This window comes from Paenibacillus doosanensis, from assembly GCF_025060755.1.
Lineage (GTDB): Bacteria > Bacillota > Bacilli > Paenibacillales > NBRC-103111 > Paenibacillus_S > Paenibacillus_S doosanensis.
Window position 1 is genome coordinate 90,971 of sequence record NZ_JANYUY010000001.1, and the last position, 24,051, is coordinate 115,021.

Below are 24,051 nucleotides of genomic sequence, written 5' to 3' on the forward strand. Positions count from 1 at the left end.
TTCCGAATATTTTCATTTCAGGCCCCCCGGTCGCGGAATTCCGCTGGCGACAGCTTCATCATCTTCTTAAACAGCTTGCTGAAATATTTCACATCGTTGAAGCCGGACATTTCCGCCACTTCGTATACTTTGAGCGTCGTCGTCTGGAGCAGCACGGTGGAGCGCTTAAGCCGCAGATGGATTAAATAATCGATAAAATTTTGCCCTGTCACCCGCTTGAACATTTCGCTGAAATAGTTTTTGCTGACCGACACATGGTCGGCTACATCCTGCAGGCTGATGTTTTTAGTGAAATTGCCCTGCATATATTCGATCGCCTTCGCGATAATCCGGCGGTGAAAGCCGAACTCCTCCTCAATCTCGTCCTCCGATTTCCACAAGCTCTCGAACACCGACCATAAGAAGGACTGCACTTCTTCAACGGATTCCATCATCCGGAGCGCTTCCGTCTGTTCCGCCGGAACGTAGCGGTTCCCCTTGCACAGCTGGTATAAAGACAGCAGCTCCTGCGCTTCCCTCAGCACTTCGACCGGCGTCTTGTTGTCGCAGGTCCAGCAGCCCAGCAGGCGCTTCTGGCACTCTGCGGCTTTGTCTTTCCAGTCTTCGGATATCGCTTCCCGCAGCGCGTTCATCCCAGCCTCCGTGTTTCCGCTGCGCGACGGGCGCCTCGGAGAGACCAGCATAGAGCGGATGCCTCCGGGACCGAAGTAAAAGCGCAGAGCGGCCTTGTCCAGCCCTTCCCGGTAAGCCCGCTTCAGCCCGCCGCTTCCGGCGCTGCAGAAGCTGACCCCCATCGTAAACGAGTATCCCTTGTCCGCAAGCATGCGGTGGAGCCGCTCCAGCCGTGCCATCCAGCTCTCCTGATCGCCGCCCTCATCCGGCACGGCGAGCACAAGCTGGTCCGAGCCGACCCGGAATGCGGCTCCCCGCTCCAAATGCTCGTAGCAGGAAGCCTGCACTTCCTCCATGACAATCTCAATAAACAGCCCTCCTTCCTCCGCGCGAAGCTTGGCCGCCCCATCCAGCATGCAGACGACGATTCTGTAGCCTTCGTTCAGCCAGGCGAGCTCCGCCGTGCTTTCCTGCTGCGGCTCCTCGCCCGCCAGCAGCTTCATCAGCTGCTTCTCCAGCTCCTGCCGCTTGCCCGACAGCTCCTGCCGCAGGATCAGCTCGGTCCGCTTGCGCTCCTCGGCAATTTGCTCCTTCAGCTTGCCCAGCACCGCTTGCAAATCCTCCGTTTCCAGCGTCGGCTTGAGCAAATAGTCGGAGGCGCCGAGTCGGATGCCTTCCCGCACATATTCAAAATCGTTATGGCAGCTGAGCAGCACGACCTTCAGCGCCGGATATGCAGCCCGCGCCCTGCGCATCAGCTCCAGACCGTCCATCACCGGCATGGCGATATCCGTAATCAAAATATCCACTTCATGGCTCTCCAGCCACTGCAGCGCGGTTTTCCCGTTCGACGCCTCTCCGACAAGAAGAAACCCGTTCTCTTCCCATTCGAACGTCGACCGGAGCCCGATGCGCGCCATCGCTTCATCATCGACCAACAGCACTTTGTACATGGTCATCCTCCTTTTGAATAGGAAAAATCAGCTGTACCCGCGTTCCCAGCCCTTCCTCGCTTTCCACCTCCACACCGTATCCCGTTCCGAAATACAGCTGCAGCGTTTGATGCACATGCAGCAGGCCGATCCGGGTCATGCCGCTCGCGCGCGTCGTGCCCGTTCCCGACAGCAGATCGGGCAGCTTGGCCTTCGGAATGCCGATGCCGTCGTCCCGAATGACGACAACCGCATCGCCGCCTTCGCGCGAGACGGTAACTTCGATGAATCCTTTCTCATCCTTCGGTGCGATGCCGTGGAAGATCGCGTTCTCCACGATCGGCTGCAGCAGCATGCGCGGAATCGTAATAGCTCTCAGCTCGGGCGGACATTCGATATTCAGTGTAATCCGATTGTGATACCGGTATTGCTGAATGATCAAATATTTGTTCAGCAGCTCGAAATCCTCTCCGAGCCTGACGAAAGAGCCATTCCGCTCCAGACTCGCTTCGAGAAGCGGCACCAGGGTGGAAATCGCGTTGGCGACATCCTCCGTCCGCTGCAGCTTCGCCATCCACCGGATCGAATTGAGCGTGTTGTACAAAAAATGCGGATTGATCTGATAGCGCATCGCCCGAATTTCCGCCTTCTTCTTCTCCCGCTCCTCCTCGGCGATCCGGTGAATCAGCACGCCGATCTGGCGGATCATCTTATTGAAGCTGCGGCTTAGCTGCCCGATCTCGTTGCGGCCGCCAAGATCGGAGCGCACGCTTAAATCCCCGGCTTCTCCCCGCTTCATCAGCTTGCTTAAATAGACGAGGGGGCGGCCGATTTTATAAGCGACGTAATAGCCCATAATCATCGCTACGACAATCGATGCCAGAGCGCTCCAGATCGTCAGATCGCGGATTTCGATAGAGCCTGCGATCAGCTCCTGGATCGGCACGATGCCCGCCACACGCCAGCCGTTGCCGAGCGAAGCCGGGATGACGAGCATATCTTTGCCGTTCAGCCGCATCGTCTGCGTCGTCGCCGGCATCGCCAAATCGGAGCTTTGTCCGAAATAAGCCGAATCCGGATGATAAGCGAAACGGTTGCCCTGATCCACCACATAGGTGTAGCCCGTCCGTCCGAACTGTATGTCTGCAAGCGCTTCCGTCAAAATATTGCCTCTAACCTCGATGAACATGACTCCGATAATTTTGCCCGTGTCGACTTCCTTGATCGTCCGTCCGAGGCCGAACACCGGAATGCCCATATCGATGCCTTTTAAATATGAAATATTCGTCAGTCCGAACCAGACCGCATTGCCGTCGGCCTCAAGCACTTTACGGTACCAATCCGTTTGCCACGGGTCGACGACGCCTTGGAAGGTGGAGCTGACCACCGAATTATTTTTGTTGATATCGAGAAGATAGATGTCCATAATTTCCGGAGAATTGGTAATCAAGGAGATGATAAAATCTTTGGCGTCATTGTTCTGCTTGAAGCTGTCGTAAGGGGTCGCCGCATTTTTGCCTTGAAGGGCATCCTGGATCGCTTTGCTGCCGAGCAGCCGCATCGATACGTTGTCCAGTCCTTTAAAAATAAAATTCAATTTGTCGCTGACCTGCTTGATCGTTAGCGACGCCACGTTGCTAACCTGCTCCTCGATCATGTTGGCCGATTTTTCATACGACAAATAGCCTCCGATCAGCACCGGCACAATAATACTGACGAAGAACAGCAGAAACAATTGAACGGCAATGGAATGCAGCTTGTTGTAAAACCGGCTTCCGTGCCTCAGGTAAGCAGTGAATCGGCTTCCTTTCATCGCAACCCCCCGTTTCCTTAATTGTTGCCTTTTGCGTTACGGCCTGGGACAAGCTCGCTGCAGCTAGCCTGCGGCTTGGCGGCGCTTCCGAGAGAAGCAGGACGTGCCCGGACCGGAACTAAACGGCCTAAACAGTCTTATTCGTGAGTGCGGAAAAGAATTCCTGCTCTCCTGCGCATCATTCGCCTCATTTTGACCACGGCCGCCGGACGCACGGTTTCATCTTGCCACCCGAACGCGGTTTCTGCTATCTTGAATTTAACCACGCTTTTAAAAGGGTGGTGAAAAAGTCCGCTGCGGCGTCCATTTGATCCTCCGATCGCTGTTGAAATCCGGATTATTTAGATTGTTTTTCCAGATTCAAATGGCCCCTCCGCTCTTTTTTCACCACGCCTCTAAGAATTCGGAAGGAGAGCGACCCGATGAATATGCCAAGCAAGCCCGCGCCAGGCTGCAGCGCCCCGCATATCGTAATTGCCGGCGATTTCACCGTGAAGGCGGGCTGGACGCTCGGGCCGAGGGCGCTGACCGATTACGAGCTCGTCTATTTTCCCGTAGGCTCGGCTGCGGAATACCGGCTGGACGACCGGACGTTTCGGTTGGAGGAGCCCTGCTTCATCTTGACCCGTCCCGCCCAGACGCATACTTACAGATTCGACCCGGTCCAGCCGACCCGGCATCTGTTCGTCCATTTCATGATGGATACGCTGACCGGTTCTCACGACCTGTCTCCGCTCGTTTCGCCGGACGGCCCTTCATATTTGCCGGCCGGCAAAGCCAGTCTGCTGCCCTCCCTGCTGACCCATATTTTACATCTGGCCGCAGCCAGACCGCCAAGCTGGGAGAGCCGATGCAATCTGCTGCTGTACTCCCTGCTCGCGGAGCTGGAGGAGCTTGCGGGATCGGCAGCCGCCGAAGCGGAGGAAGCGAATCCGCTTCCCCCGCAAATCGTCAAAGCGCTGCAAACGATCGATCAGCATCTTCATCTCCCCCTATCCGTCGCCGCCATAGCCGACAGCGTAGGATGGACGCATGAGCATTTCACCCGCATTTTCGTCAGGCATACCGGCATGACGCCGCAGAAGGCGATCTCCGAGCGCCGCATCGACAGAGCCTGCCAGCTGCTGGTTCAAAGCCACGATACCGTGAAGCAAATCGCTTTTACGGTCGGTTTTACGGACGAGCATTATTTTTCCCGCTGCTTTACCCGGAGCAAGGGCATGACCGCATCCGAATACCGGGAGCGATTCTCCGATCCGCGCGCACAGCATCTTGCCCCTGCGGAAGCGTACCGCACGCCTTATCCGGCGAATAAACTGCTTCATAGCGCACAGATCAAATAAATCCACCTTAATCCGGTTTGTCTGAATGGAAGCTTCTTCCCGCGATTGCCATAATGAAAGCAAGCGCTTCATCAATTAGACGTGTGGTGAAGAAGTGGCCCGAGAGTCGATAGAGAGTTGGAACAGCATAAGCGGTCGCCTTTGTAGACGAATTTTCCCCGCTTTAGCGATTCAAAATGAAAAAAATCCGGCTACAAGAGCGAGTGGAAACTTCTATCGACCGCAGGCCGCTTGTTTTTCACCACCCTTTTAGATCAGGGAGGGAATCCAATATGTTAAGCTATGCCGGAATTAAAAACCCTTACGCCATCGGCCAATACGGGGTGGAAAAAAACGCCAAGGCGCTTCAGCGGTACCGCTTCATCCATGAGTCGCTGCTGCGCATCGCCGCCGGCCATCTGCCGGCCCGCGAGAACTGGGATTTGAAGGTCGCGCTCGGGAAGCATCTGTATGAGGACGCGGAGGCCGCCGACCGGCTGCGCGTGCGGATTACGGAGCTGAGAACGTCGTCTGCGGTGCTGAATCACGAGCCCGACGCCGCATTGTCGCTGCTAATGGAAGAGCTCATTCAAGCGCGCAATGATCTGGAGCTCGCCATTGGCATCTATGAAGTCGTCAAACCGGCGCTGCTGCAGGTATACCGCAATCATCTCGCCACGACGCAGCAAATCGTCGACCAGCCGACGATCCGTCTCCTCCGCACGGTCGTTCTCGATTTGGAGGAGCAATTGGCTTGGGGCCAAGAGATGATCGGCCACCTCCAATCGTCGGGAATCTACGACGATCAAGGCGGCGAATTCAAAGCCCGGCTGACCGGATTCCTGCAAGCCGCCGGCGGCATTGACGGCTCCCAGCCCAAGACGGCGGCGCTGCCGCACCGCTGGCGTTCGCAGCAGCCGTACACGCTGCCGCTGCGGTCCGTCCGCGACCCGAGGAATATGGGCCCCGCGACTTGGGCGCGGACGAGCGTCGCCGTCGCCCCGGACGATCCCGTCCGTCAGAAGCTGTTCGACAAAATGCGCGTAAGGCAGGAAGAGATGACGGCCGCCGAGCTGATCGCCGCCGTGCTGTTTTCGCAGAAAAATATGCCCTGGGAGTTTTATCGCGACCTGGCGCGCCATTTATGGGACGAAGTGCGTCATGCGCTGTTCGGCCAGGCCGCGCTCGAGAGCGAAGGCGTGGACTGGATGAGCCGGCCGCAGTACACGTCCGATTACGACGTCAATGCCCCGAAAATTCCCGGCGCTCAATACGCCTGGCTGTCCATCGGCATCGAAGAAGGCGCCATGAAGCGCCCGGGCAAAGCGGGCGAATACGAATTTTGCCGCGACGAGGCGAAGCATCCGCTGATGGCGCAATTCCAGGATTACGACTGGGCCGACGAGGTTGTGCACGCCAATCTGGGGCGGAAATGGACGACCGATTTGATCGGCGAGGACATCGGCTTCGTCCGTGAAATAGCGAAGCAGGAGCTGGACCATTTCTGGAAGGAAGTGCGCGAGGCGGAGCGGCAGTGGAAGGAGCGGGAGGAGTCGATTTCGTAAATGTACTGAAGCAAGCAAGGACCTCAACCCCGTTTGGCAGCGTGCCGGCGGAGTCGGGGTCCTTACGTTTTTGGGGAGCCGCCCCCGCGACCGGTCGGCATCGTGGGCTGCGCTCTCGCTTTTACGGACGATCCCGGTTAAATGGACGTGCCGCCGTTCGTCCTGCCGCTCGCTGCATCCCCGGCAAGCTTTCTCTTGACGAGCAGCAGATGCTCGCAGACAAGCGCCAGCTCGCCGCGCTGGTTGAACACCTCCACCAGCTCGCATACGATCCCGTAATCGGGACGCTTGGGGTAGTCTCTTTTTTCCTTGATCGAGGCTTTGGCGTATATCGTATCGCCGATAAATACCGGTTTGACAAAACGCAGCCGGTCATAGCCGTAGGAGAACGCCTCGGGATTGATCTCCCCGGCCGTCATGCCGACGCCCATGCTGAAGATAAGCGTGCCGTGGGCGATCCGCTGCCGGAACTCCTGGGTCAGGCACCACTGCGCATCCATATGATGGGGATAAAAATCTCCCGTCTGCCCGGCATGCAGCACAATGTCGGCCTCCGTTACCGTGCGGCCGGTCGTCTGCCGGACGGCTCCGGTCTCGTAATCTTCGAAAAACATCGATCGGCTGCCCATCGCGCTACGCCTCCTTCTTCTCGATCAAATGCTGCCACGCATCGGGGCTGCGGTAGCGCACCGTCTGCAGATGCTCGCAGTACAATACGAGCTCGCCCTCGTTCTTATACACCTCGTAGCTGACTTTCACGAGCCCCATCTCCTTGTACTTGGGACGCTTCTCCATATGCGTTCTGACCGTGTAGATCGTGTCGCCGATAAATACCGGCTTAATAAACCGCAGCTTATCGTATCCGTAGCTGAACGTGTGAATATTGTTATGGGCCATCAACCCGAGTCCCATGCTGAATACAAGAGCTCCGGCCACGAGCCGTCTCCCGAACGCGCCTTCCTCCCGTGCGAACATGTCGTCGGCAACATAAGGATGCAAATCCATCACAAGCGCGTTAAACTGCATGCTTTCGCCCTCGGATATGGTGCGCCGGATCGAACGGATCTTCTGCCCTACCTCAAATTCCTCGTACATCCACGATTCCGTATGAAACACGGGCAGTTCCTGATGCGGTCTGACGCTTCGTTCGTTTTCATTCATGCTCGGTCGCCTCCAGCCATTCGTTGATCGATTCATTATGCTCTCCGATGCGCGGTGAGCCTTGCGACGAGGTATATACCGCCCCGTCGATCCGAATCGGGCAGCGTGTCGTGCGCATAGCGGCGCCGCTGCCCCTGTATACCGTCTGCGTCATACCCAGACGCAGAAACGCCTCTTCCCGGCGCAGCTGCTCCCAGGTCAACACGCTTGAGCAGGGATACCCTGCGGCTTCCAGCCGTTCAAGCCACATCGAGGTCGTACCCGCCGCCAGCCTGCCGGCGATCAGCCGGTTTATCTCCTCCCGGCGCTCGTACCGGGAGGCTTCGTCGGCGCAGCCGGCGAGGCTCTCGCAGCAATCAAGCGCCTTGCCCAATGCCTCCACAGAGCCTGCGCCTAACGCTATGTATCCGTCAGCGGTCGGATACATCCCGTACGGTGCGGGCATCCAGGCATGGGCGCCGCCCGTCTGCGGACGCTGCGGCAGCCGCTCTCCGCCGTTCCAATAGACGACAAGCTCTGCCGCCTGCAGATCGAGGATCGACTCCAGCAGGCTCACTTCCACGCGGCAGCCTGCTCCCGTCATGCTCCGCCGGAACAATCCGGCGAGCACTCCCTGCACCAGATAAGTCCCCGCAGCCATGTCGACGGCGGCGAGCCCCAGCGGCTGCGGCGGCCGGTCGGCCTCTCCGTTCAGCCACGCCAAACCGGAGAGCGACTGGACAAGCAGATCCTGTCCGGGCTTATCCTTCCACGGCCCCTCTGCGCCGTACCCCGTGATCTCCGCATAGATCAGCGCCGGATTCCGCTCGCGGACCGCATCGTAATGCAACCCCAGCCGTTCCATGACGCCGGGCCGGAAATTCTGGATCAGCACGTCCGAGCGCTCGATCAGCCGCCGCACTCGATCCCGGTCCTCCTCCCGCTTAAGATCGGCGGCGTAGCCTTCCTTATTGCGGTTGATGGAATGGAACAGCGTGCTGTCGCCGTCCAGCTCCAGATCGGAAATATATAATGTCCTGCATATGTCTCCCGTGCCGGGCTTCTCGATCTTGATCACCCGCGCCCCGAGATCGGCGAGCCGCAGCGCGGCCGACGGTCCCGACAAAAACTGGCTGAAATCGAGAACGAGTATCCCTTCCAGCGGCTTGGCGTTAGCGCCTCTGTTCATCTGACGGCCGCTCCTTCCCCATTAAGACGGCGTGAATCCGAATTCTGCGGCAATCTTACGGCTGTCCTCTCCGACGCGCGGCGCCCCCTTGGGCGACTTCAGCCTTATGCCGTTCATCCGGATCGGGCAGCAGGTCGTCTTGAACGCCGTCCCGCCGGAAGCCCGCGTTACCTGAAGCATATCCAGCGCCTTGAAGGCTTCATGCTCCGTTAGCTGCTCCCATGTCAGCACATCCGAGCACCAATAATCCGCAGACTCGAGCAGCGCCAGCCATTCCCGCGTCGGCCGGCTGCGCAGATGAGCCGCCAATATCGTCTTGATCTCGTCCCGGCGCGCGAACCATTCCTTGGGGTCGGCGAACGCCGACAGCTCCCGGCAGCCGAGCAGCTCCCCCAGCTTCAACACGGACCCCATCGCAAGCGCGATATAGCCGTCCTGCGTCTCATAAATACCGTAAGGCGCCCCCAAGTACGCGTGTGCGCCGTTAATCGAGCTGCGCTGCGGCGGCCGGCCTCCGTCGTTAAGATACGTCGTGAACACCTCGAATTGGAAATCGAGCAGCGATTCCAGCAGGCTTACCTCGACCAGGCCGCCTTCCCCGCTGCGGCCCCGCCGCACCAGGCAGGCGAGAATCCCCTGCACCAGATGCGCTCCGGCCAGCATATCGGCTACCGCCAAACCGAACGGCAGCGGAGGCTGATCGCTGTCTCCGTTCAGCCACACGAGGCCCGACAGCGACTGCACGAGCAAGTCCTGACCCGGCTTATCCCGCCACGGCCCCTCCTTGCCGTATCCCGTGACGCTGGCATAGACGATGCGCGGGTTGATCGACTTGACGCTCTCATAGTCAAGCCCCAGCTTCTCCATCGTGCCCGGCCGGAAATTTTCGATCAGGACGTCGGCTTGCCCGATAAGCCGCTTGATGCCTTGCAGCTGTCCGGGATGCTTCAGATCGGCCGAATAGCTTTCCTTATTCCGGTTGATCGTTTGGAACAGCGCGCTCTCCCCGTTATAATCCAGGTTGCCGATATACAGCTGACGGCATAAATCGCCGGTGTCCGGCCTTTCGATCTTGATGACCCTTGCTCCGAGATCCGCCAGCCGCAAGCCCGCAGACGGACCGGATAAAAATTGGCAAAACTCCAGCACGACCGTTCCTTCCAGCGGTCTCATAGCGCTCCCTCCCTCCGCGAATCGCGGTATAGGTCGTTCAGCTTCTCCAGCACGCCCCCGGCATCCCCGCCCTGCATCGCATAGCGGCGGACGAAATCTCCCGCGCGGTCCTGGAAATGCAGATACCCGCTGTAACGGGGACGGAGAAAGGAGCGGTCCAAAGCAGTCAGCGTCCGCTCGAAATATCCGCCGCAGCTTCGGTTGACCGCTGCGTCGGTCCAGGCCGCGCGATGTCCAGGCTGACCGCCGCTTTGGGCATAAAGCGTCCGCTGGGTCGCCGGATCAGCCGTATACATCGCATACTGAAGCGCCTCATCCAGATGCCGGCAGCGGACGGATACGGCAAGCCCGGTGCCTCCCAGCGTCGTGCGCAGCTTGCGTTCGCCGAGCCGCACCGTATCGGCGAACGTGATGACGTTAGCGGCATAGCCGGGACGCGAGTAGTTCGAATATCCGTAGGCAAACGGACAATAGGCAATGTCGCCGCGAACGGCCATCGCTTCATACAGCTGGATCGGATTCCACCCGAACATCTCCTGCGGACAATATCCGGCCAGCTCCTTCAGCCGTTCGAGCGCCTGTATCCCGATCTCGCATGACACGACTTCATCGTCCCGCAGGAACGGGTCTTCTCCGAGACTGGAGCACAGCATATAGAAATTCATCAATGTATCGATAGGAATACCTGGAAATGCTACAAGCCCGCGCTCGGCCAGAGCGAGCAGCTCCTCCCATGTCGTCGGCGGCTCGGCTGCTTCTCTAGCCATAATATCCTCGCGATACGATGCCACCGGGGTCGCCGCATCTATCGCCAGAGCGCTTTGATAACCGCCGAAGTTATAGCTCTCATGGGACCTGCCGACCGAATGGCGGCCCTGATCTTCGAGAAACGAGGCAGGCAAATGCCGCTCCAGCGGCACCAGAATACGCCGATCGGCAGCGAAGCCGGCCCACGGATGGTCGATCACCAGCAGGTCGTACCGTTCCGCCAATTGCTCAATGGGCGCATCCGCGAACTGCTGCAGGGAACGCTTCTCCCATACGATCTCCACCCCCGGATTCCGCTCGGCGAACCGCTGCGCGGTAGCCGCCAGCGGAACGAAGCCGCGGCTGTGATGCCAAGTAATGCCCTTTAACACAATGCTCATCCTGCCGTCCCTCCTAACCGTAATTAAATCCGATCGGATAATATGGTTTGCGCTCACTTGCTGTTCATCCGGTAATCCTGCGGCGTGCTGCCGAAATGCTTTTTGAATATTTTGATAAAATAATTCGGATTCTGATAGCCGACCTCAACGGCGATTTCATAAATTTTACTCGTCGTAGCTTTGAGCAAATGAGCGGCCCGCTCCATCTTCAGGCGATAGATGTAGTCGCTCAAGTTTTCCCCCGTTTCCAGCTTATAGATGCGGGACAAATAGGCCGGATGCATCTGCAAATAATCGGATATCGACTGCAGCGATACGTTATCGGCCAGCTGGGCCTGAACGAACTTTTGCGTCTGGCGGACGGCCGATTCGCGGGCGTTTTTCGTTTCGCTGCTCGTATACCGCTCGATGTGCTTTAGCACGGCCTGAATCCAGGCGCGCAGCGATTGGACCGTCCTGCACGGAGCCAGCTCCCTGCCCCTTGCATACTCGCTGCCGATCAGCTCGGCGAGACGTTTGCCGCTCTTGTGGGCAATGAAGGAGAACGCCGCGAACACCGAGAAGAACACTTCGGTGATATGCTCCGCCGATTCCGACCAAGACTGCTCCAGCTCCTCCAGAATGGACTCCAGCTTCCGCTCCACCGCATTCCAGTTTCCCGCCTCCATTAAATGCACCAGCATCGGCGGTTCGTAGAGCCGGTATAAGCTGTGCATCTCCGCGGTTTCCGTCTCCCCGATCGTATATACCGGAAGGTCCTTCTCGCTGCCGAACCGTTTGCGGAAAATCGCCAGCGAGTTATGGTATACTTTCGCGAGCTCCTCGGGAAACCGGCCCCAGGCGCTGACAAGCACGGAAACGCTCCGTTTTAAATAAAGCTCGATGTTCAGCTGCAGCTGGTTGGCGAGACGCTCCATATGGTATTTACGCTCCCCGCCGCCCTCCGTATCCTCATCAGCGCATAGCCCTTCCTTCGGCGCAGCCAGCACGACCAAATATTCGTGAACGTCCTGGCTGATCCATACGTGAAAATATTCCTCGAACGTCTCCTCGGCCAGATTGCCGATAGCAAACTTCATCAAAGACATCTCGAACGGATCGTAGTCGGCGAATTGCTCTTTATACCGGATGAGCAGCAGGCAAAAATCGTCCTGCGGCCGTACCGGAATCCCCAGCTGCGTGAGCTTTTCGGCCGACTGTCCTCGGGTCGTCCGTTTACCCTGCAGCATATCGTTCAGCAGCTCGCTCTTCAGCTTCGGCAAATGATCGTGCAAGGCCTTCATCGCCCGCTGATACGTCTCGTTCGCTTCCCTCTCGTCATGAATCAGCCGGACAACCTTGGCGACTCTTTCGATCAGCTCCTCGTCCCGAATCGGCTTGAGCAAATAGTCGCAAATCTGGTTTTGGATCGCCTTCTGCGCATACTCGAATTCGGCATAGCCCGTCAGCAGGATGCACTTCGTATTTTTCCAATTCCATGTAATTTTCCGGATCAGCTCCAGTCCGTCTACCCCCGGCATACATATATCGGTTATGACCAAATCGATCGCATTCGTCTTGAGAATATCGAGCGCCTCCGCAGCGGAGAACGCCTTGTACACTTCTCCGATCCCGATCTCCTGCCACGGAATCGTCACGGCCAAAGTTTCCACCACATTCATCTCATCGTCCACAAGCAGCAATTTGAGCATCGTTCTCCTCCTGAATCCGCGTTATCGTTAGGAACACATCGCTTTCAGGACCGCGGCGGTCAAGCGCTCTCCGCCTCCCGCTCAGCCCATTTCAGCACGATTCTGAGCCCTCCCGAAGGAGACGCGGACAGCAGCAGCCCGGAGCTTTCCTTGAACTGATACAGCAGCCTCTGATGCACGTTCCATAAGCCGCAGCTCATCTCTTTATCCATCGGAAGCGATATTTTATGCTGCAGCTCCGCCAGCTTCTCGGGGGACATGCCGATCCCGTTGTCGTCGATCACGATTTTGTTTTCTCCCCACTGCCGTTGACCGGTAATCGTCACAATGCCGTACCGCTCGCTTTTGCCGATTCCGTGAATGATCGCATTTTCCACGATAGGCTGGATCAGCAGCCTCGGTATTTCGAGCTGAGCCATCGAGTCGGGTATGTCGATTTCATAATGAAACCTGTCCATGCGCAGATTCTGAATGTTCAAATAGTTCTGAACCAGCTTCATCTCTTCGTGCAGCGTCGTCATCGTATTCTCCAGCTTCGTGATATGGCGGAAATAATCGCCCAGATTGACAACCATTTCCGTGGCCGCATGCTTGTCTCCGACCGCAATCGTATTTTTAATAAAAAACAGGCAGTTGTACAAAAAATGCGGGTTGATTTGCGACTGCAGCTGCTTCAGCTTCGCCTCCCGAAACCGGATATGCTCCATGTAAACCTTTTCAAGAAGCTCTTGAATTTGGGCCGCCATCTCGTTAAACCGGGCGAATACATACTCAAATTCGTTATTCGGGCGATGATTCAGACGGAGGGCGTACTTGCCGGCCTGAATCCCTTGAACTCCGCGCAGCAGCAATTGGATCGGAATTTGTACCTGTTTGTACAGCATCAGCGCCACGACGACGCTCATCGCCAGCAGCAGCGCGATCGAGCCGTAGAACAAATTCCGGCTTTTGACGATAGGCGATAAAATTTGCTGCAGAGGCAAGTAATCGACGACATACCAGCCCAGGCTCTTCGATTGGACGTAGCCGACCAAATACTTCTCGTGCCTCAGCTCAACGATCCGGTGCCCCATGGGACTTAACTGCTGTCCGTTCAAGTAAGACGTCAATTCGCCGATCAACGCCTCATTCGCTGCGCTGCTGACGATCGGTCCGGTGCCCGGAGAATATAAAAAAGGGTCCCCCTTGCCGTCCTGCTTATAGTCAGCCAACATATTCATGACATTTCGCCGGGAAAATCGCACCTCGGTCACGGCCTCGGCATCCTCCGGATTTTTATAAGAAATGAGCGGACTAAGAATGAACTTGGCGAAATACGAATCGCCGGCGGGCAGCGCATGGTATTCCCAATCGGGCTTGATGCTGCTGCGGAAAAAATCCGGATCGTACACGCCGTTATAATCGCTGGATATGGCTTGCTTTAAACCGGGCAAATAAATCGTCAGCCGATTGGACCAGCTGCTTGTCGCGCTGAGCAAAATCAACTTGCCGACAATCGCTTCCTGAAGCTGCAGCTGCTCGTATTCTTTCGTCGTCTTGAGCAGCTCCTGTATGCTGCGGTCTTTGCTGACAATGATAGGAATGATCGACAGTTGATCGATCACGCTGTCCATTTGGGACGTAAAAAACGATATGCGGTTTAAATTGGAATTCTGGATTTCTTCCTCCACGACTTCTATCGATACCCGATTCGAGAAGCCGTAGAGCAGCACGATCGGTATAAGCAGCAGTACAATGAACAATACCATTTTTCTGAAAATGTTCATTTTCAATCGCATCCCGTTCCCCCCCATGATCTGTATACTGAGAGTGTAACCGAAAACAACGGCTGCGGGTATAACGATTTGCTCGGTCTGCCGCTTACCCTTTTACCGCGCCCGCCGACAATCCGCTGACGATATATTTTTGCGAGAACAGGGCCATAATCATCACCGGCAAAGTAATGACGCAGGCTGCGGCCATCAGCGCGCCCCAGTTAATATTGGAGGCGGATATGAAGTTAAAGACGGCGATCGGCAGCGTCTTGGTTCGTTCGCCGGCAAGAATCAGCGAGAACATAAAGTTGTTCCAGGAGAAAATGAACGACAGGAGCGCCGCCGTAACGATGCCCGGAACGGAAACGGGCAGGACGATCGACATAAACGCTCTGAATTTGGAGCTTCCGTCTATCCACGACGACTCCTCGACTTCCACCGGAAACGCTTCGAAGAACGGAATCATCACCCACATGATGAACGGCAGTCCGATCACCATATGGCTTACAATCAAGACAGTGAACGTATCGACCATATGCAGCTTCGTAAACAAAATGTACCAAGGGACAAGAAACGTGATGCCCGGAATCATCTTGGCGACCAGAATGACGGTGCCGAGCGTATGCATCCGAAATTTGGCTATCGAATAAGCCGCAGGCAAGCCGAGGATAAGAGCGAACGCCGTGGAGCCCAGCGCCACCAGAAAGCTGTTCAGCAAATAGCGGAGGTAGTCGTTGTCCCGAAACACCTCGATATAGTTTTTGAACGTCGGCTTGAAGAGAAAAATGTGATCGGTAGACAGCACCTGAACCTGCGTTTTGAACGAAGCCATGAGCATCCAAATAAACGGAAACGTAAACACGAGAAATACCGCCAGCGTTAAGACGAGCTGGTAAATGGCCGGCCAAAGCCTGGTTTTCATCCCGCTTCACCTACTCTCTTGCGGATCGAGATCAGAAGCAGCACGATGAACATAATGATGGCGAAGAACAGGATGAGCAGCGACGAGGCGGCGCCGAGCTTGAAATATTGAAACGCCTGGGTGTAGACCATGACATTCAGCGTTTCCGAAGCGAAATTCGGGCCGCCCTGGGTCGTCGAATAAATCGTATCGAACGTTTTGAGCAAGTCGATCATGCGCAGCACGACCGCTACCATAATCGTCGGGCGCAGCATCGGCAGCGTAATATGGATGAATTTCTGGAAGGACGTCGCTCCGTCCACATCCGCTGATTCGTACGGCTCGGACGGAAGCGTCGTCAAGCCGGCGATGACGATGAGGGCGATCATCGGCGTCCACTCCCATACATCGATAACAATGAGCGAAGGGATCACCTGATCTACCGCCCCCAGCCAAGCGAGCGGCTTCATGCCGAGCGTCCTAAGCAGCTGATTGGCCAGCCCGATGGAGGGCTCGTAAATAAGCAGCCAAATCAGGCCGATTGCAACGGGAGTGGCCACCATCGGCAGCATCAGAAACGTCTTGACCCATTTGGCCCCGATAAAATCGCGGGAAAATAACACGGCGATCAGTACGCCCAGCACCGTCTCCAGCACAATCGCCGGAACCGTGAAATAAAAGGTGCGCCATACGGAGCCCCAGAACCGCTCGTCGGCCAGCAGGGCGGCATAATTGTCCAGCCCTACCCATCGGGGCGGCGTAATCGCCGACATGCTCCATTCATAGAAGCTGATATGTACCGTATAGGCGAGCGGAAAAGCAATGATGAGCACGATGAACAGTGCGGCCGGCATTATGAATATCCATTTCATGTTACGGTCTAACCAGCCGTATCCCATAAGCAACCGCTCCTTTCTCCGGCCGATCCGGCTAACCGGCGAAGGCGGCAAGAGGCCGCCTCCTGAGGTTAACCGCAGCGCGCGGTTTCTTTAACAGTATAGAAGGCATACATTTCCGGGGCCCAACAAAATCTTTGAATGAACTTCGGAGCAAGGCTCCGCGGTGCGAGATTATCTCATTTGGTCTTGTCCTTGTCGATAATCGCCTGAAACTCCGCATTGGCCTGATCGGCCGCCGCTTTAATATCTTCGCCCAGCGCGGCTTTCACCACGACGCTGCCGACCGCGTCGCGCGCCTCGCCCACGCTGATCACCTCCGGCACGTTATGCCCGACGCCGATTTTCATCGTCTCCTGAATCGCTTCGGCAAGATCGGCCGGATACGTCTCAATGCCCTCCTTCGTCGTCCATAGAGAGCTTCTCGCGCCGGGCGCTCCCGCGCGCTGAGTCTTCAGCACGTTTTCCTTGTTCGTCGCCCATTGGATGAACTCCCACGCCGCGTCTTTATTGGCCGATTTCGAGTTGATTGCAAGCGACCAGGCCGTGATGTTGTATGGCTTGGCCCCGGCGTCGCCGGCCGGAAATTTGGCGAAACCGATCTTATCTTTTACCAGCGATTTCTCCGGATCGGTCGTGTTTTTGTACACGGAAGCGGTTTCAGCATAAAACGCGGCTTTGCCTTGAGCGAAGATAGCGGATGCTTGCGGCCAAGACATATTCAGCACCCCCTGCGGCCCGTAATCCTTAATCAAAGTCGCATAGGTTTGAAAACCCTTGATGGCCTCCGGCGTGTTGATCGCCGCCTTATCTCCCTTCATAAAGTCGCCCCCCTGCGAAAACACGAACGAGGAGACGGCCGTGACGAGTGCGTTTCTTTGACCGCGGCCGACAAAGCCGTAGAAATCATGGGCCGGATCATGCAGCTTTTTGGCGGCCGCCGTCAGTTCGTCCAGCGTCGCCGGTACGGAAATTCCATTTTTCTCCAGTATATCTTTGCGGTAGTACAGCACGAATTGGTCCGTAAAGACGGGAATCGATTCGATCTTGTTTTCGATCGTGGCCGCTTCGATGGATGATTTGGCGAAATCGGCGAAGTCATAAGCCGCATCCTTATTGACATAATCGTTTAACGGCGAAGTCCACCCGTTCTTGTGGTACAAAATTTTATCCATATAAGGGCGGTACATAAACACATCGGGGCTTGCCGCATTCGTCGTAAATTGAACGGCCAGCTTTTGCTGCAGCTGATCTTCGCCGATCACTTGAAAATCCACTTTCATGCCTGTAGACGCTTCCAATTGCTGAATCGAGCCTTTGATCGTATCGCTCCAAGGATGATTCAGCGCAAATACCGTCACCTTCTTGCCCGCAAACGGCTTGTCTGCGGCCGACGCGACGCCCGGTTTATCCGGCGCGGCCTCCTGGCTCGGACTGCAGGCCGACGCGACGCCGACAAGCAGCGTCAGCAGCAATGCGGCGGCTGTGGTTCTCGAATGCTTGAACATATGTAGCCCTCCTCGTATCTCATATAATAATGAAAGAGCGGTTTGCCTTTTAACATGGCGATTATTTCACCCGGTACTTGTCAAAATACTCGGGAATCACCTCGGTCGATGCGCCGGGCATTTGCGGGAGCACATAGTATCCGTCCTTGACGGTAGCGGGTTCGACGAAAATATCCCGAATCCAGGGGATGTACTCCAGCATGACCGCGTTGGACGTAGCGGCCACCAGATGCTGATGAATCTGCCCCATATCGCCGACGTGAGGCACGATCGGCAAATCGTATGCGGCGGCCAAACCGGCGACCTGAAGCCATTCGGTAATACCGCCGACGCGCGTCGTATCGACCTGCACGTATTCTACGGCCCCTTGATGAATATAGTCGCGGAAAGCATATTTGCTGTACACATGCTCCCCGAGCGCGATCGGCACGTTGAGCTCGTCGGCAAGCTTTTTATGGTTCATCACGTCATCCGGGTTCAGCGGCTCCTCCAGCCAGAACAGATCGAACTCCTCCAGCTTCTTGCCCCAGGTCATCGCCGTCGTAATATTCCACATCTGATTGACGTCGACCATCAAGATCACATCGTCGCCTATCGCTTGGCGAACGGCGCGAACCCGGTCATAGTCTTCGCGCGGGTCCGGCTTGCCGACCTTCATCTTGACTCCTGTAAAGCCCTGCTCGACAAAGGCGGTGATGTCCTGAAGCAGCCGCTCCTTCGGCCAGTTTAACCAGCCTCCGTTCGTATTGTAAGCTTTGACCGGTTTGCTCTTATGACCGCCCAGATACTGCCACAGCGGCCTGCTCGCCGCCTTGGACATCAGATCCCACAGCGCGATATCCACCGCGGCCAACGCCATATGGGTAATGCCCGCCCTTCCGATCCAATGCATCTTGCCGTAACGCAGCTCGTCCCATATTTCCCTCACCATATACGGATCTTTGCCGAGCAGAACGGGCGTATAGTACCGGTCGATCGTATCCGTAATCAGTTCGTCCCCGTAGGCGCAGGTCCCCGTGTATCCATACCCGGTTATTCCTTCGTCCGTATAAATTCGGACTCCCGGCAGTCCCCAATGGGTAGGCGCGTTGATCGCGTCCGTAATCGGCGGGCTGAGCGGAACGTGAAGAATAAAGCTTTCCACCTTCGTTATTTTCATTGCGGCATTCCCCCCTTGTCTGGTCGATCTACAGCTCAATTGTACCTTGCTTTAATCGGCAAGGGACAGGGCAATAATTTAAGCATTATATACGATTTTTTTACCACATCGGCATGTTCAAGTTCTTTACGGGCTAAATCGCGTAGGAACCGCATGCCTTGCCTCCGTTCATATTTGTTCATATTTTTTTAATACAATGATCTTTTTTTCCACACAGAACGGTCATGTTTATGCTGTACATTGTTCTTGTGCAGGAGCAGCAGGCTGTGGCGGCGGCAGAATCCCCTACCGGCCGCAGCAGGCCAACCGTTTGTCATCATATTTTTAATTCCTGCGCAAAAAGTAAATGTTTGGAAGGAGATGTTACTTTTGAGAACACTTTTATCGAATCGCCTGACCGTGAGAAAAACTTTGACCCTAGCTTTAAGCATGGTGTTCATTTTCGCAATGATTACAGGATGCTCCGGCGGCGGAGGCGAAAGCGGCAGCGGAGGCGTCAAGGAGGATACGGGCAGCATGCCGACGACAAGCTCTCCGTCCGGCGGTCTGGATTCATCCGGCTCGTCCGGTACGTCTGGATCATCCGGTACATCTGGTTCGTCCGGTTCTACCGGCGCAAGCGGTGGTTCTTCGAGCTCCAGCACGGGCGGCGCAAGCAGCTCGGGAAGCTCCAGTCTGGGCGGTGCGGGAAGCAGCGGAAGTGCGGGTAGCACAGGTAGTACGGGAAGTACGGGCAGCACAGAAAGTGCAGGAAGCGCGGGCAGCTCAGCCGGCTCGGGCTCGGGAGCAACCGGCGGCAAATCTGCCGATTCCAGCCCCGGAGGCGATTCCAAAAGCGGCGACGATCTGAAGACGCCGGATGAATCCACTAACAATCCGAAGCCTTAAACGGCTTTTCATATAGATCTTATCGCGCCTTTCTTCCTCCGGGGAGAAAGGTTTTTTTCGTATGGAACCCCCGCAAAACCGGTTGCATCCAACGAAAACTATAAGTAAACCAAAAAACGAAGAGGAGAAGCTATGAACCCTTGGAAGGTATTGGTTGTTGACGACGATCCGAACGTACGCGAAATCATTCGCCTTTATTTTGAAAAACAGCATATCGATATGATGGAAGCGCAGGACAGCTTAACCGCGCTGGACATGCTCGATAAAGAAGCTCCCGATATCATTATTCTCGACGTGATGATGCCGGTGATGGACGGCTATGAGACATGCCGGGAAATCCGCAAACGGTTCGATATCCCGATCATTATGCTGACCGCCAAGGGCGAAGAAATCGACCGGGTGCTCGGCCTTGAGCTCGGCGCCGACGATTACGTCACGAAGCCGTTCAGTCCCCGGGAGCTTATCGCCAGAATCAAGGCGATTTTCCGCCGAATGCAGCCGCGCAAGCTGCAGGATGAAGCGGAGCCGGCGCAAAGCCTGGAATTTGACGGGCTGTCCATTTATGTAGACCGGCGCGAGGTCGTTGCCGGCGACGGCGAGAAGCTGAGCCTGCGGCCCAAGGAATTCGATTTGCTCGCCCATATGGCCAAATCGCCGGGCAACGTCTTTACGCGTGAGCAGCTGCTGGAGCAAGTATGGGGATACGATTTTGCCGGAGATAACCGGACCGTGGACGTTCATGTGAAGAAGCTGCGGGAGAAGCTCGGCCCGCACAAAAACGACTGCATCGTGACGGTCTGGGGCATCGGCTATAAATTTGCGGTGGAACCATGATTTTCGGGATTAACAAAAGCATTTTCCGGCGCATTCTATTCAGCAATATGTTCACGGTGCTGCTCGGACTGTGCGTCGTCGGGCTGATGATTTCCTTTTTGACCAAGGATTATATTATCGATTCCAAGAAGGACGAGCTGCTGCGCAAAGCCAAGCGCGTCAACGTTGCGGTGCAAAACGTCCGTCTCCCGGACGATGGGCTGAAGGACCTGCTGCTTTTCTTCGACCAGTCCTACGACACGCGCATCTGGTTGTTTGACCTGCAGGGTAAAATCGTCGCCACCTCGGCCAAAGACGAGGTGTACATCGGCAAATCCGTAGACGCCTCGATCGTCGCCAAAGTAAGCAAAGGCGAGAATACCGTCATGAATATGGAATTCGAGGGACTGAAGGAACAGATGCTCTCCGTCGTCGTCCCCTGGGGCAAAGACAATCAGCTGTACGGCGGCATCGTTCTGCACGCCCCGGTCACCGGTATGAACGAGACGATCACGAATTTGCGCGAAACGATACTGTGGGGCACCCTGTTCGGCCTCCTGCTCTCTGCGGTCATCGCCTCCTATTTATCGTGGACGATTTCGCAGCCGCTGCAAAAAATCGACCGCGCCGCCGCCAAAATCGGCATGGGCGATTACAGCGAACGCATCCGCATCCAGTCCAAAGACGAAATAGGCGAGCTCGCCTCCACGATCAACCATATGGTGGAAAAATTGGAGATCGTTGATCAGGAGAAAAAGAAGCTGGAGCACATCCGCCAAGATTTTCTCGCCAACGTCTCGCATGAGCTGCGAACACCGTTAACGGCGATGCAGGGCTTCCTGGAGGCACTGCAGGACGGCTTGATCGACGAAGCGGCCAAGCCGCGTTATTACGGCATTATTTATAACGAGACGCTGCATATGAATCGGCTGGTCGACGATATTATGGACTTGATTAAGCTGGAAAATAATGAAATTATGCTCTCCCGCTCCCCGGTCGATATGGAGACGCTGCTGTCGCAAATCGCCTTCAAATTCGAGCCCGAGGCCGCCGACAAACAAACCGACATCGAGCTTGCGATTGCCGGGCCTCTGCCGAAAGCCTACGCCGACGCCAACCGGATGGAGCAAATATGCAACAATCTGATCAAAAACGCTATCAAATTTACCGAGAACGGACGAATTACGATTGGCGCCGCCTATGAGCAGCCGTATATTCATATGACCTTATCCGATACGGGCATTGGCATCTCCACGGACGATCAGGAAATGATCTGGGAACGGTTTTTCAAAGTCGACCGAGGCCGCTCCAAGAAAAATCAAGGAACCGGCCTCGGCCTCGCCATCGTGAGGGAATTGGTCGCTCTGCACGAAGGAAAGATCGAGGTTCGCAGCGAGATCGACAAAGGCACGACGTTCGACGTCTGGATTCCGACGGTGGAGACGGTGCAGAAATGAGCCGCTTATCCTGTTTCTATAGCTGAAGAAGCCTGAGCCGCAACGGCCAGGCTTTTTGCTGCTGCCGTCGTCCCGGCGGACAGGTGGCGTCGTTACTTTTTCAAGATGCCCAAATATTCCTTCCACGGCCCGACGTCCGCCCTGTATCTCTCCGCCATGACTCGAACGATTTGCGCCATATGGGTTAAATCATGGACGACCCAGGTGGACACAAGCTCCCGCAATTTCACGCTGCCGAAAGCCGGATGCGAGCCCGTCAGCTCCAAATGCCGCTCCGGATCGACAAGAGCTTTCAGCTTGGCTATGTTATGCGACCGGATCGTTTTAAATTCGCGCAGCGTCTGCTCCCATGACGCGGATTTCGGTTCATGCAAATGCGAATACCGGTCAAACGGAGGGAACGGTTTGCCGTCGCCTTCTTGAAGAATAAACTCCAGCCGCGGCATCCAGTTATGCTTCTCCCCTTCGATGAGATGTTCGATCACTTCCGTAGCGTTCCACGTGCCTTCGCCTTCATTGCTTTGCAGCCACCCGGGGGATAAGCCGGATAAAAAATATTCCAACGTTTGCGGCGTCCGTTCCAAAACCTCGATCGCTTCTTCCATCGTAAAATTCATAAGCTCGCTCCTCTCTCCGAATTTCATGAAGCAATAGCAATATTATCATATCAGTTGAACGGCTCGGAGAAAACTGCTGCTCGCTCATCCGATTGGTCTTGGCTTCAACTTGATTTATAATGGAGGAAAAGGAGATGATGATCCATTGAAAAAGCAGCTGATTCAACGTCTGACCGCCTATGCGCAAGTCGATACGCAATCTGATGCCGGCAGCAAGACTTGCCCTACGACGCCGGGTCAATTAACGCTCGCCCGCATGTTGGTCGACGAATTAACAAGCATCGGGATGTCCGAAGTGACGATGGATGCCAACGGATATGTGATGGCTACGCTCCCTGCGAACACCGCCAAGGAGGTGCCGACCATCGGCTTTATGGCGCATATGGATACGGCCACCGATTTTACGGGAACCGGCGTCAAGCCTCAAGTCGTCGAGCATTACGACGGGAAGGATATCGTCTTGAACGAAGAACAGCGCATCGTGCTGTCCCCCGCAGATTTTCCCGCGCTGGCGGGCTATGCCGGGCATACTCTCGTGACGACCGACGGAACGACGCTGCTCGGCGCGGACGACAAGGCGGGCATTGCCGAGATTATGACGGCGATGGACTTCCTTCTGCAGCATCCGGAGATCAAGCACGGCCGGGTCCGCGTCGCCTTTACCCCGGACGAGGAGATCGGCAGAGGTCCGCACCGGTTCGATGTGGCGGCGTTCGGCGCTTCCTGCGCCTACACGGTGGACGGAGGACCGTTAGGCGAGCTGCAATACGAAAGCTTCAACGCGGCGCAGGCGATCGTCACCTGCAAGGGCAAAATCGTACACCCCGGCACGGCCAAAGGAAAGATGGTCAATTCCGCCAAGATCGCCATGGAGTTCAACGGCAAACTGCCGGTTCAGGAAGCGCCGGAGCATACCGAAGGGTACGAGGGCTTTTTCCATCTCATCTCGGTGCACGGGGATGTGGAAGAAACGAAGCTGCATTATATTATTAGGGATTTTGACAAAACCGCCTTTAACAATAGAAAGCAGCTGATGACGCAGATTGCCAAGGAGCTGGAAGCGCGGTACGGACAAGGGCGCATTTCGGTAGAAATCACGGATCAGTACTATAACATGCGGGAGAAAATCGAGCCGGTCCGCGGCATCGTCGACATCGCCCGCGAAGCGATGGAAAGTCTGGGGATCGAGCCCGTCATCGAGCCGATTCGCGGCGGAACGGACGGCTCGCAGCTGTCGTATATGGGGCTGCCTACGCCGAACCTTTTTACAGGCGGGGAAAACTATCACGGGCGGTATGAGTTCGTATCCGTCGACAATATGGAAAAAGCGACGAACGTGATCGTTGAGATTATACGGCGTTTCGAGCAGCGCGCTTAAGACCGGTTTCGATTAACCTCGACGCCGAGGCGCATACATAACGGATACGGCGGCGAAGCAAGCGCAAATTTACCGTAGAAGCGCATGTCCACGCC

The 24,051-nt window shown here is 56.0% G+C and carries 20 protein-coding genes; 6 read left to right on the plus strand and 14 right to left on the minus strand.

The window, feature by feature from the left end; all coding sequences use genetic code 11:
- Nucleotides 1–17: 17 nt before the first annotated feature.
- Together N0M98_RS00430 and N0M98_RS00435 are read right to left on the minus strand one after the other, a co-directional pair.
- Nucleotides 18–1,565: a response regulator gene (locus tag N0M98_RS00430; RefSeq protein ID WP_259616618.1), complete on the minus strand. Its 1,548-nt coding sequence runs from the start codon at nucleotides 1,563–1,565 to the stop codon at nucleotides 18–20.
- On the minus strand, nucleotides 1,540–3,357 hold the full coding sequence (locus N0M98_RS00435; RefSeq protein WP_259616619.1) for a sensor histidine kinase: 1,818 nt from the start codon (nucleotides 3,355–3,357) through the stop codon (nucleotides 1,540–1,542). Before N0M98_RS00435 ends, N0M98_RS00430 begins: the two co-directional genes overlap by 26 nt.
- A 422-nt stretch (nucleotides 3,358–3,779) precedes the next feature.
- On the opposite strand from N0M98_RS00435, the gene N0M98_RS00440 reads away from it, so the two are divergent.
- Nucleotides 3,780–4,700 (plus strand): AraC family transcriptional regulator, encoded by a 921-nt coding sequence (locus N0M98_RS00440; RefSeq protein WP_249862388.1) that lies wholly within the window; start codon nucleotides 3,780–3,782, stop codon nucleotides 4,698–4,700.
- Between the two features lie 272 nt (nucleotides 4,701–4,972).
- The gene (locus N0M98_RS00445) at nucleotides 4,973–6,244 is read left to right on the plus strand and encodes a hypothetical protein (RefSeq protein ID WP_259616620.1); all 1,272 of its coding nucleotides are present in this window, start codon (nucleotides 4,973–4,975) and stop codon (nucleotides 6,242–6,244) included.
- Nucleotides 6,245–6,381: 137 nt separating this feature from the next.
- On the opposite strand, the gene N0M98_RS00450 is transcribed toward N0M98_RS00445, so the two are convergent.
- From N0M98_RS00450 to N0M98_RS00500, 11 genes are all read right to left on the minus strand, one after another.
- Complete coding sequence (locus N0M98_RS00450; RefSeq protein WP_249862386.1) at nucleotides 6,382–6,873, minus strand: MaoC/PaaZ C-terminal domain-containing protein; 492 nt, start codon at nucleotides 6,871–6,873, stop codon at nucleotides 6,382–6,384.
- Nucleotides 6,874–6,877: 4 nt separating this feature from the next.
- Complete coding sequence (locus tag N0M98_RS00455; RefSeq protein ID WP_249862385.1) at nucleotides 6,878–7,405, minus strand: MaoC family dehydratase; 528 nt, start codon at nucleotides 7,403–7,405, stop codon at nucleotides 6,878–6,880.
- Entirely contained in the window at nucleotides 7,398–8,573 is a 1,176-nt protein-coding gene (locus N0M98_RS00460; RefSeq protein ID WP_259616621.1) for a CaiB/BaiF CoA transferase family protein, read from the minus strand. Before N0M98_RS00460 ends, N0M98_RS00455 begins: the two co-directional genes overlap by 8 nt.
- 21 nt (nucleotides 8,574–8,594) lie before the next feature.
- Entirely contained in the window at nucleotides 8,595–9,746 is a 1,152-nt protein-coding gene (locus N0M98_RS00465; protein WP_259616622.1) for a CaiB/BaiF CoA transferase family protein, read from the minus strand.
- The gene (locus tag N0M98_RS00470) at nucleotides 9,743–10,894 is read right to left on the minus strand and encodes an ABC transporter substrate-binding protein (protein WP_259616623.1); all 1,152 of its coding nucleotides are present in this window, start codon (nucleotides 10,892–10,894) and stop codon (nucleotides 9,743–9,745) included. The genes N0M98_RS00465 and N0M98_RS00470 overlap by 4 nt, the downstream gene beginning before the upstream one ends.
- A 53-nt stretch (nucleotides 10,895–10,947) precedes the next feature.
- The gene (locus N0M98_RS00475) at nucleotides 10,948–12,585 is read right to left on the minus strand and encodes a response regulator (RefSeq protein WP_259616624.1); all 1,638 of its coding nucleotides are present in this window, start codon (nucleotides 12,583–12,585) and stop codon (nucleotides 10,948–10,950) included.
- A gap of 59 nt (nucleotides 12,586–12,644) precedes the next feature.
- Nucleotides 12,645–14,351, minus strand: a complete 1,707-nt coding sequence (locus N0M98_RS00480) for a sensor histidine kinase (RefSeq protein ID WP_259616625.1) — start codon at nucleotides 14,349–14,351, stop codon at nucleotides 12,645–12,647.
- A 94-nt stretch (nucleotides 14,352–14,445) separates the two neighbouring features.
- Nucleotides 14,446–15,261 (minus strand): carbohydrate ABC transporter permease, encoded by an 816-nt coding sequence (locus tag N0M98_RS00485; protein WP_259616626.1) that lies wholly within the window; start codon nucleotides 15,259–15,261, stop codon nucleotides 14,446–14,448.
- Nucleotides 15,258–16,139: a carbohydrate ABC transporter permease gene (locus N0M98_RS00490; RefSeq protein WP_259616627.1), complete on the minus strand. Its 882-nt coding sequence runs from the start codon at nucleotides 16,137–16,139 to the stop codon at nucleotides 15,258–15,260. Before N0M98_RS00490 ends, N0M98_RS00485 begins: the two co-directional genes overlap by 4 nt.
- Before the next feature lie 176 nt (nucleotides 16,140–16,315).
- Nucleotides 16,316–17,644, minus strand: a complete 1,329-nt coding sequence (locus tag N0M98_RS00495) for an ABC transporter substrate-binding protein (RefSeq protein WP_259616628.1) — start codon at nucleotides 17,642–17,644, stop codon at nucleotides 16,316–16,318.
- Nucleotides 17,645–17,705: 61 nt separating this feature from the next.
- Nucleotides 17,706–18,803 (minus strand): mandelate racemase/muconate lactonizing enzyme family protein, encoded by a 1,098-nt coding sequence (locus N0M98_RS00500; protein WP_249862375.1) that lies wholly within the window; start codon nucleotides 18,801–18,803, stop codon nucleotides 17,706–17,708.
- Nucleotides 18,804–19,172: 369 nt separating this feature from the next.
- Here N0M98_RS00500 and N0M98_RS00505 point away from each other — a divergent pair, with 369 nt between their 5' ends.
- From N0M98_RS00505 to N0M98_RS00515, 3 genes are all read left to right on the plus strand, one after another.
- Nucleotides 19,173–19,691: a hypothetical protein gene (locus N0M98_RS00505; RefSeq protein WP_259616629.1), complete on the plus strand. Its 519-nt coding sequence runs from the start codon at nucleotides 19,173–19,175 to the stop codon at nucleotides 19,689–19,691.
- 132 nt (nucleotides 19,692–19,823) lie between these two features.
- Nucleotides 19,824–20,525, plus strand: coding sequence for a response regulator transcription factor (locus tag N0M98_RS00510; RefSeq protein WP_249862373.1), 702 nt, complete (start codon nucleotides 19,824–19,826; stop codon nucleotides 20,523–20,525).
- Entirely contained in the window at nucleotides 20,522–21,961 is a 1,440-nt protein-coding gene (locus N0M98_RS00515; protein WP_310942862.1) for a sensor histidine kinase, read from the plus strand. Before N0M98_RS00510 ends, N0M98_RS00515 begins: the two co-directional genes overlap by 4 nt.
- Before the next feature lie 92 nt (nucleotides 21,962–22,053).
- On the opposite strand, the gene N0M98_RS00520 is transcribed toward N0M98_RS00515, so the two are convergent.
- Nucleotides 22,054–22,578 carry a DinB family protein gene (locus tag N0M98_RS00520; RefSeq protein ID WP_259616630.1) on the minus strand — a complete coding sequence of 175 codons (525 nt, stop codon included), beginning with the start codon at nucleotides 22,576–22,578 and terminating at the stop codon, nucleotides 22,054–22,056.
- Between the two features lie 145 nt (nucleotides 22,579–22,723).
- Here N0M98_RS00520 and pepT point away from each other — a divergent pair, with 145 nt between their 5' ends.
- Nucleotides 22,724–23,956, plus strand: coding sequence for a peptidase T (gene pepT, locus N0M98_RS00525; protein WP_259616631.1), 1,233 nt, complete (start codon nucleotides 22,724–22,726; stop codon nucleotides 23,954–23,956).
- Nucleotides 23,957–24,051: the final 95 nt, after the last annotated feature.

What these genes read in the sequence shown, in the direction of transcription:
- N0M98_RS00500 (WP_249862375.1), bottom strand. Translation starts at nt 18,803, where the DNA reads ATGAAAATAACGAAGGTGGAAAGCTTTATTCTTCACGTTCCGCTCAGC.
- N0M98_RS00465 (WP_259616622.1), bottom strand. Translation starts at nt 9,746, where the DNA reads ATGAGACCGCTGGAAGGAACGGTCGTGCTGGAGTTTTGCCAATTTTTA.
- N0M98_RS00510 (WP_249862373.1), top strand. Translation starts at nt 19,824, where the DNA reads ATGAACCCTTGGAAGGTATTGGTTGTTGACGACGATCCGAACGTACGC.
- N0M98_RS00495 (WP_259616628.1), bottom strand. Translation starts at nt 17,644, where the DNA reads ATGTTCAAGCATTCGAGAACCACAGCCGCCGCATTGCTGCTGACGCTG.
- N0M98_RS00440 (WP_249862388.1), top strand. Translation starts at nt 3,780, where the DNA reads ATGAATATGCCAAGCAAGCCCGCGCCAGGCTGCAGCGCCCCGCATATC.
- N0M98_RS00480 (WP_259616625.1), bottom strand. Translation starts at nt 14,351, where the DNA reads ATGAACATTTTCAGAAAAATGGTATTGTTCATTGTACTGCTGCTTATA.
- N0M98_RS00445 (WP_259616620.1), top strand. Translation starts at nt 4,973, where the DNA reads ATGTTAAGCTATGCCGGAATTAAAAACCCTTACGCCATCGGCCAATAC.
- N0M98_RS00430 (WP_259616618.1), bottom strand. Translation starts at nt 1,565, where the DNA reads ATGTACAAAGTGCTGTTGGTCGATGATGAAGCGATGGCGCGCATCGGG.
- N0M98_RS00520 (WP_259616630.1), bottom strand. Translation starts at nt 22,578, where the DNA reads ATGAATTTTACGATGGAAGAAGCGATCGAGGTTTTGGAACGGACGCCG.
- N0M98_RS00455 (WP_249862385.1), bottom strand. Translation starts at nt 7,405, where the DNA reads ATGAATGAAAACGAACGAAGCGTCAGACCGCATCAGGAACTGCCCGTG.
- N0M98_RS00475 (WP_259616624.1), bottom strand. Translation starts at nt 12,585, where the DNA reads ATGCTCAAATTGCTGCTTGTGGACGATGAGATGAATGTGGTGGAAACT.
- N0M98_RS00485 (WP_259616626.1), bottom strand. Translation starts at nt 15,261, where the DNA reads ATGAAAACCAGGCTTTGGCCGGCCATTTACCAGCTCGTCTTAACGCTG.
- N0M98_RS00490 (WP_259616627.1), bottom strand. Translation starts at nt 16,139, where the DNA reads ATGGGATACGGCTGGTTAGACCGTAACATGAAATGGATATTCATAATG.
- N0M98_RS00470 (WP_259616623.1), bottom strand. Translation starts at nt 10,894, where the DNA reads ATGAGCATTGTGTTAAAGGGCATTACTTGGCATCACAGCCGCGGCTTC.
- N0M98_RS00435 (WP_259616619.1), bottom strand. Translation starts at nt 3,357, where the DNA reads ATGAAAGGAAGCCGATTCACTGCTTACCTGAGGCACGGAAGCCGGTTT.
- N0M98_RS00515 (WP_310942862.1), top strand. Translation starts at nt 20,522, where the DNA reads ATGATTTTCGGGATTAACAAAAGCATTTTCCGGCGCATTCTATTCAGC.
- N0M98_RS00450 (WP_249862386.1), bottom strand. Translation starts at nt 6,873, where the DNA reads ATGGGCAGCCGATCGATGTTTTTCGAAGATTACGAGACCGGAGCCGTC.
- N0M98_RS00460 (WP_259616621.1), bottom strand. Translation starts at nt 8,573, where the DNA reads ATGAACAGAGGCGCTAACGCCAAGCCGCTGGAAGGGATACTCGTTCTC.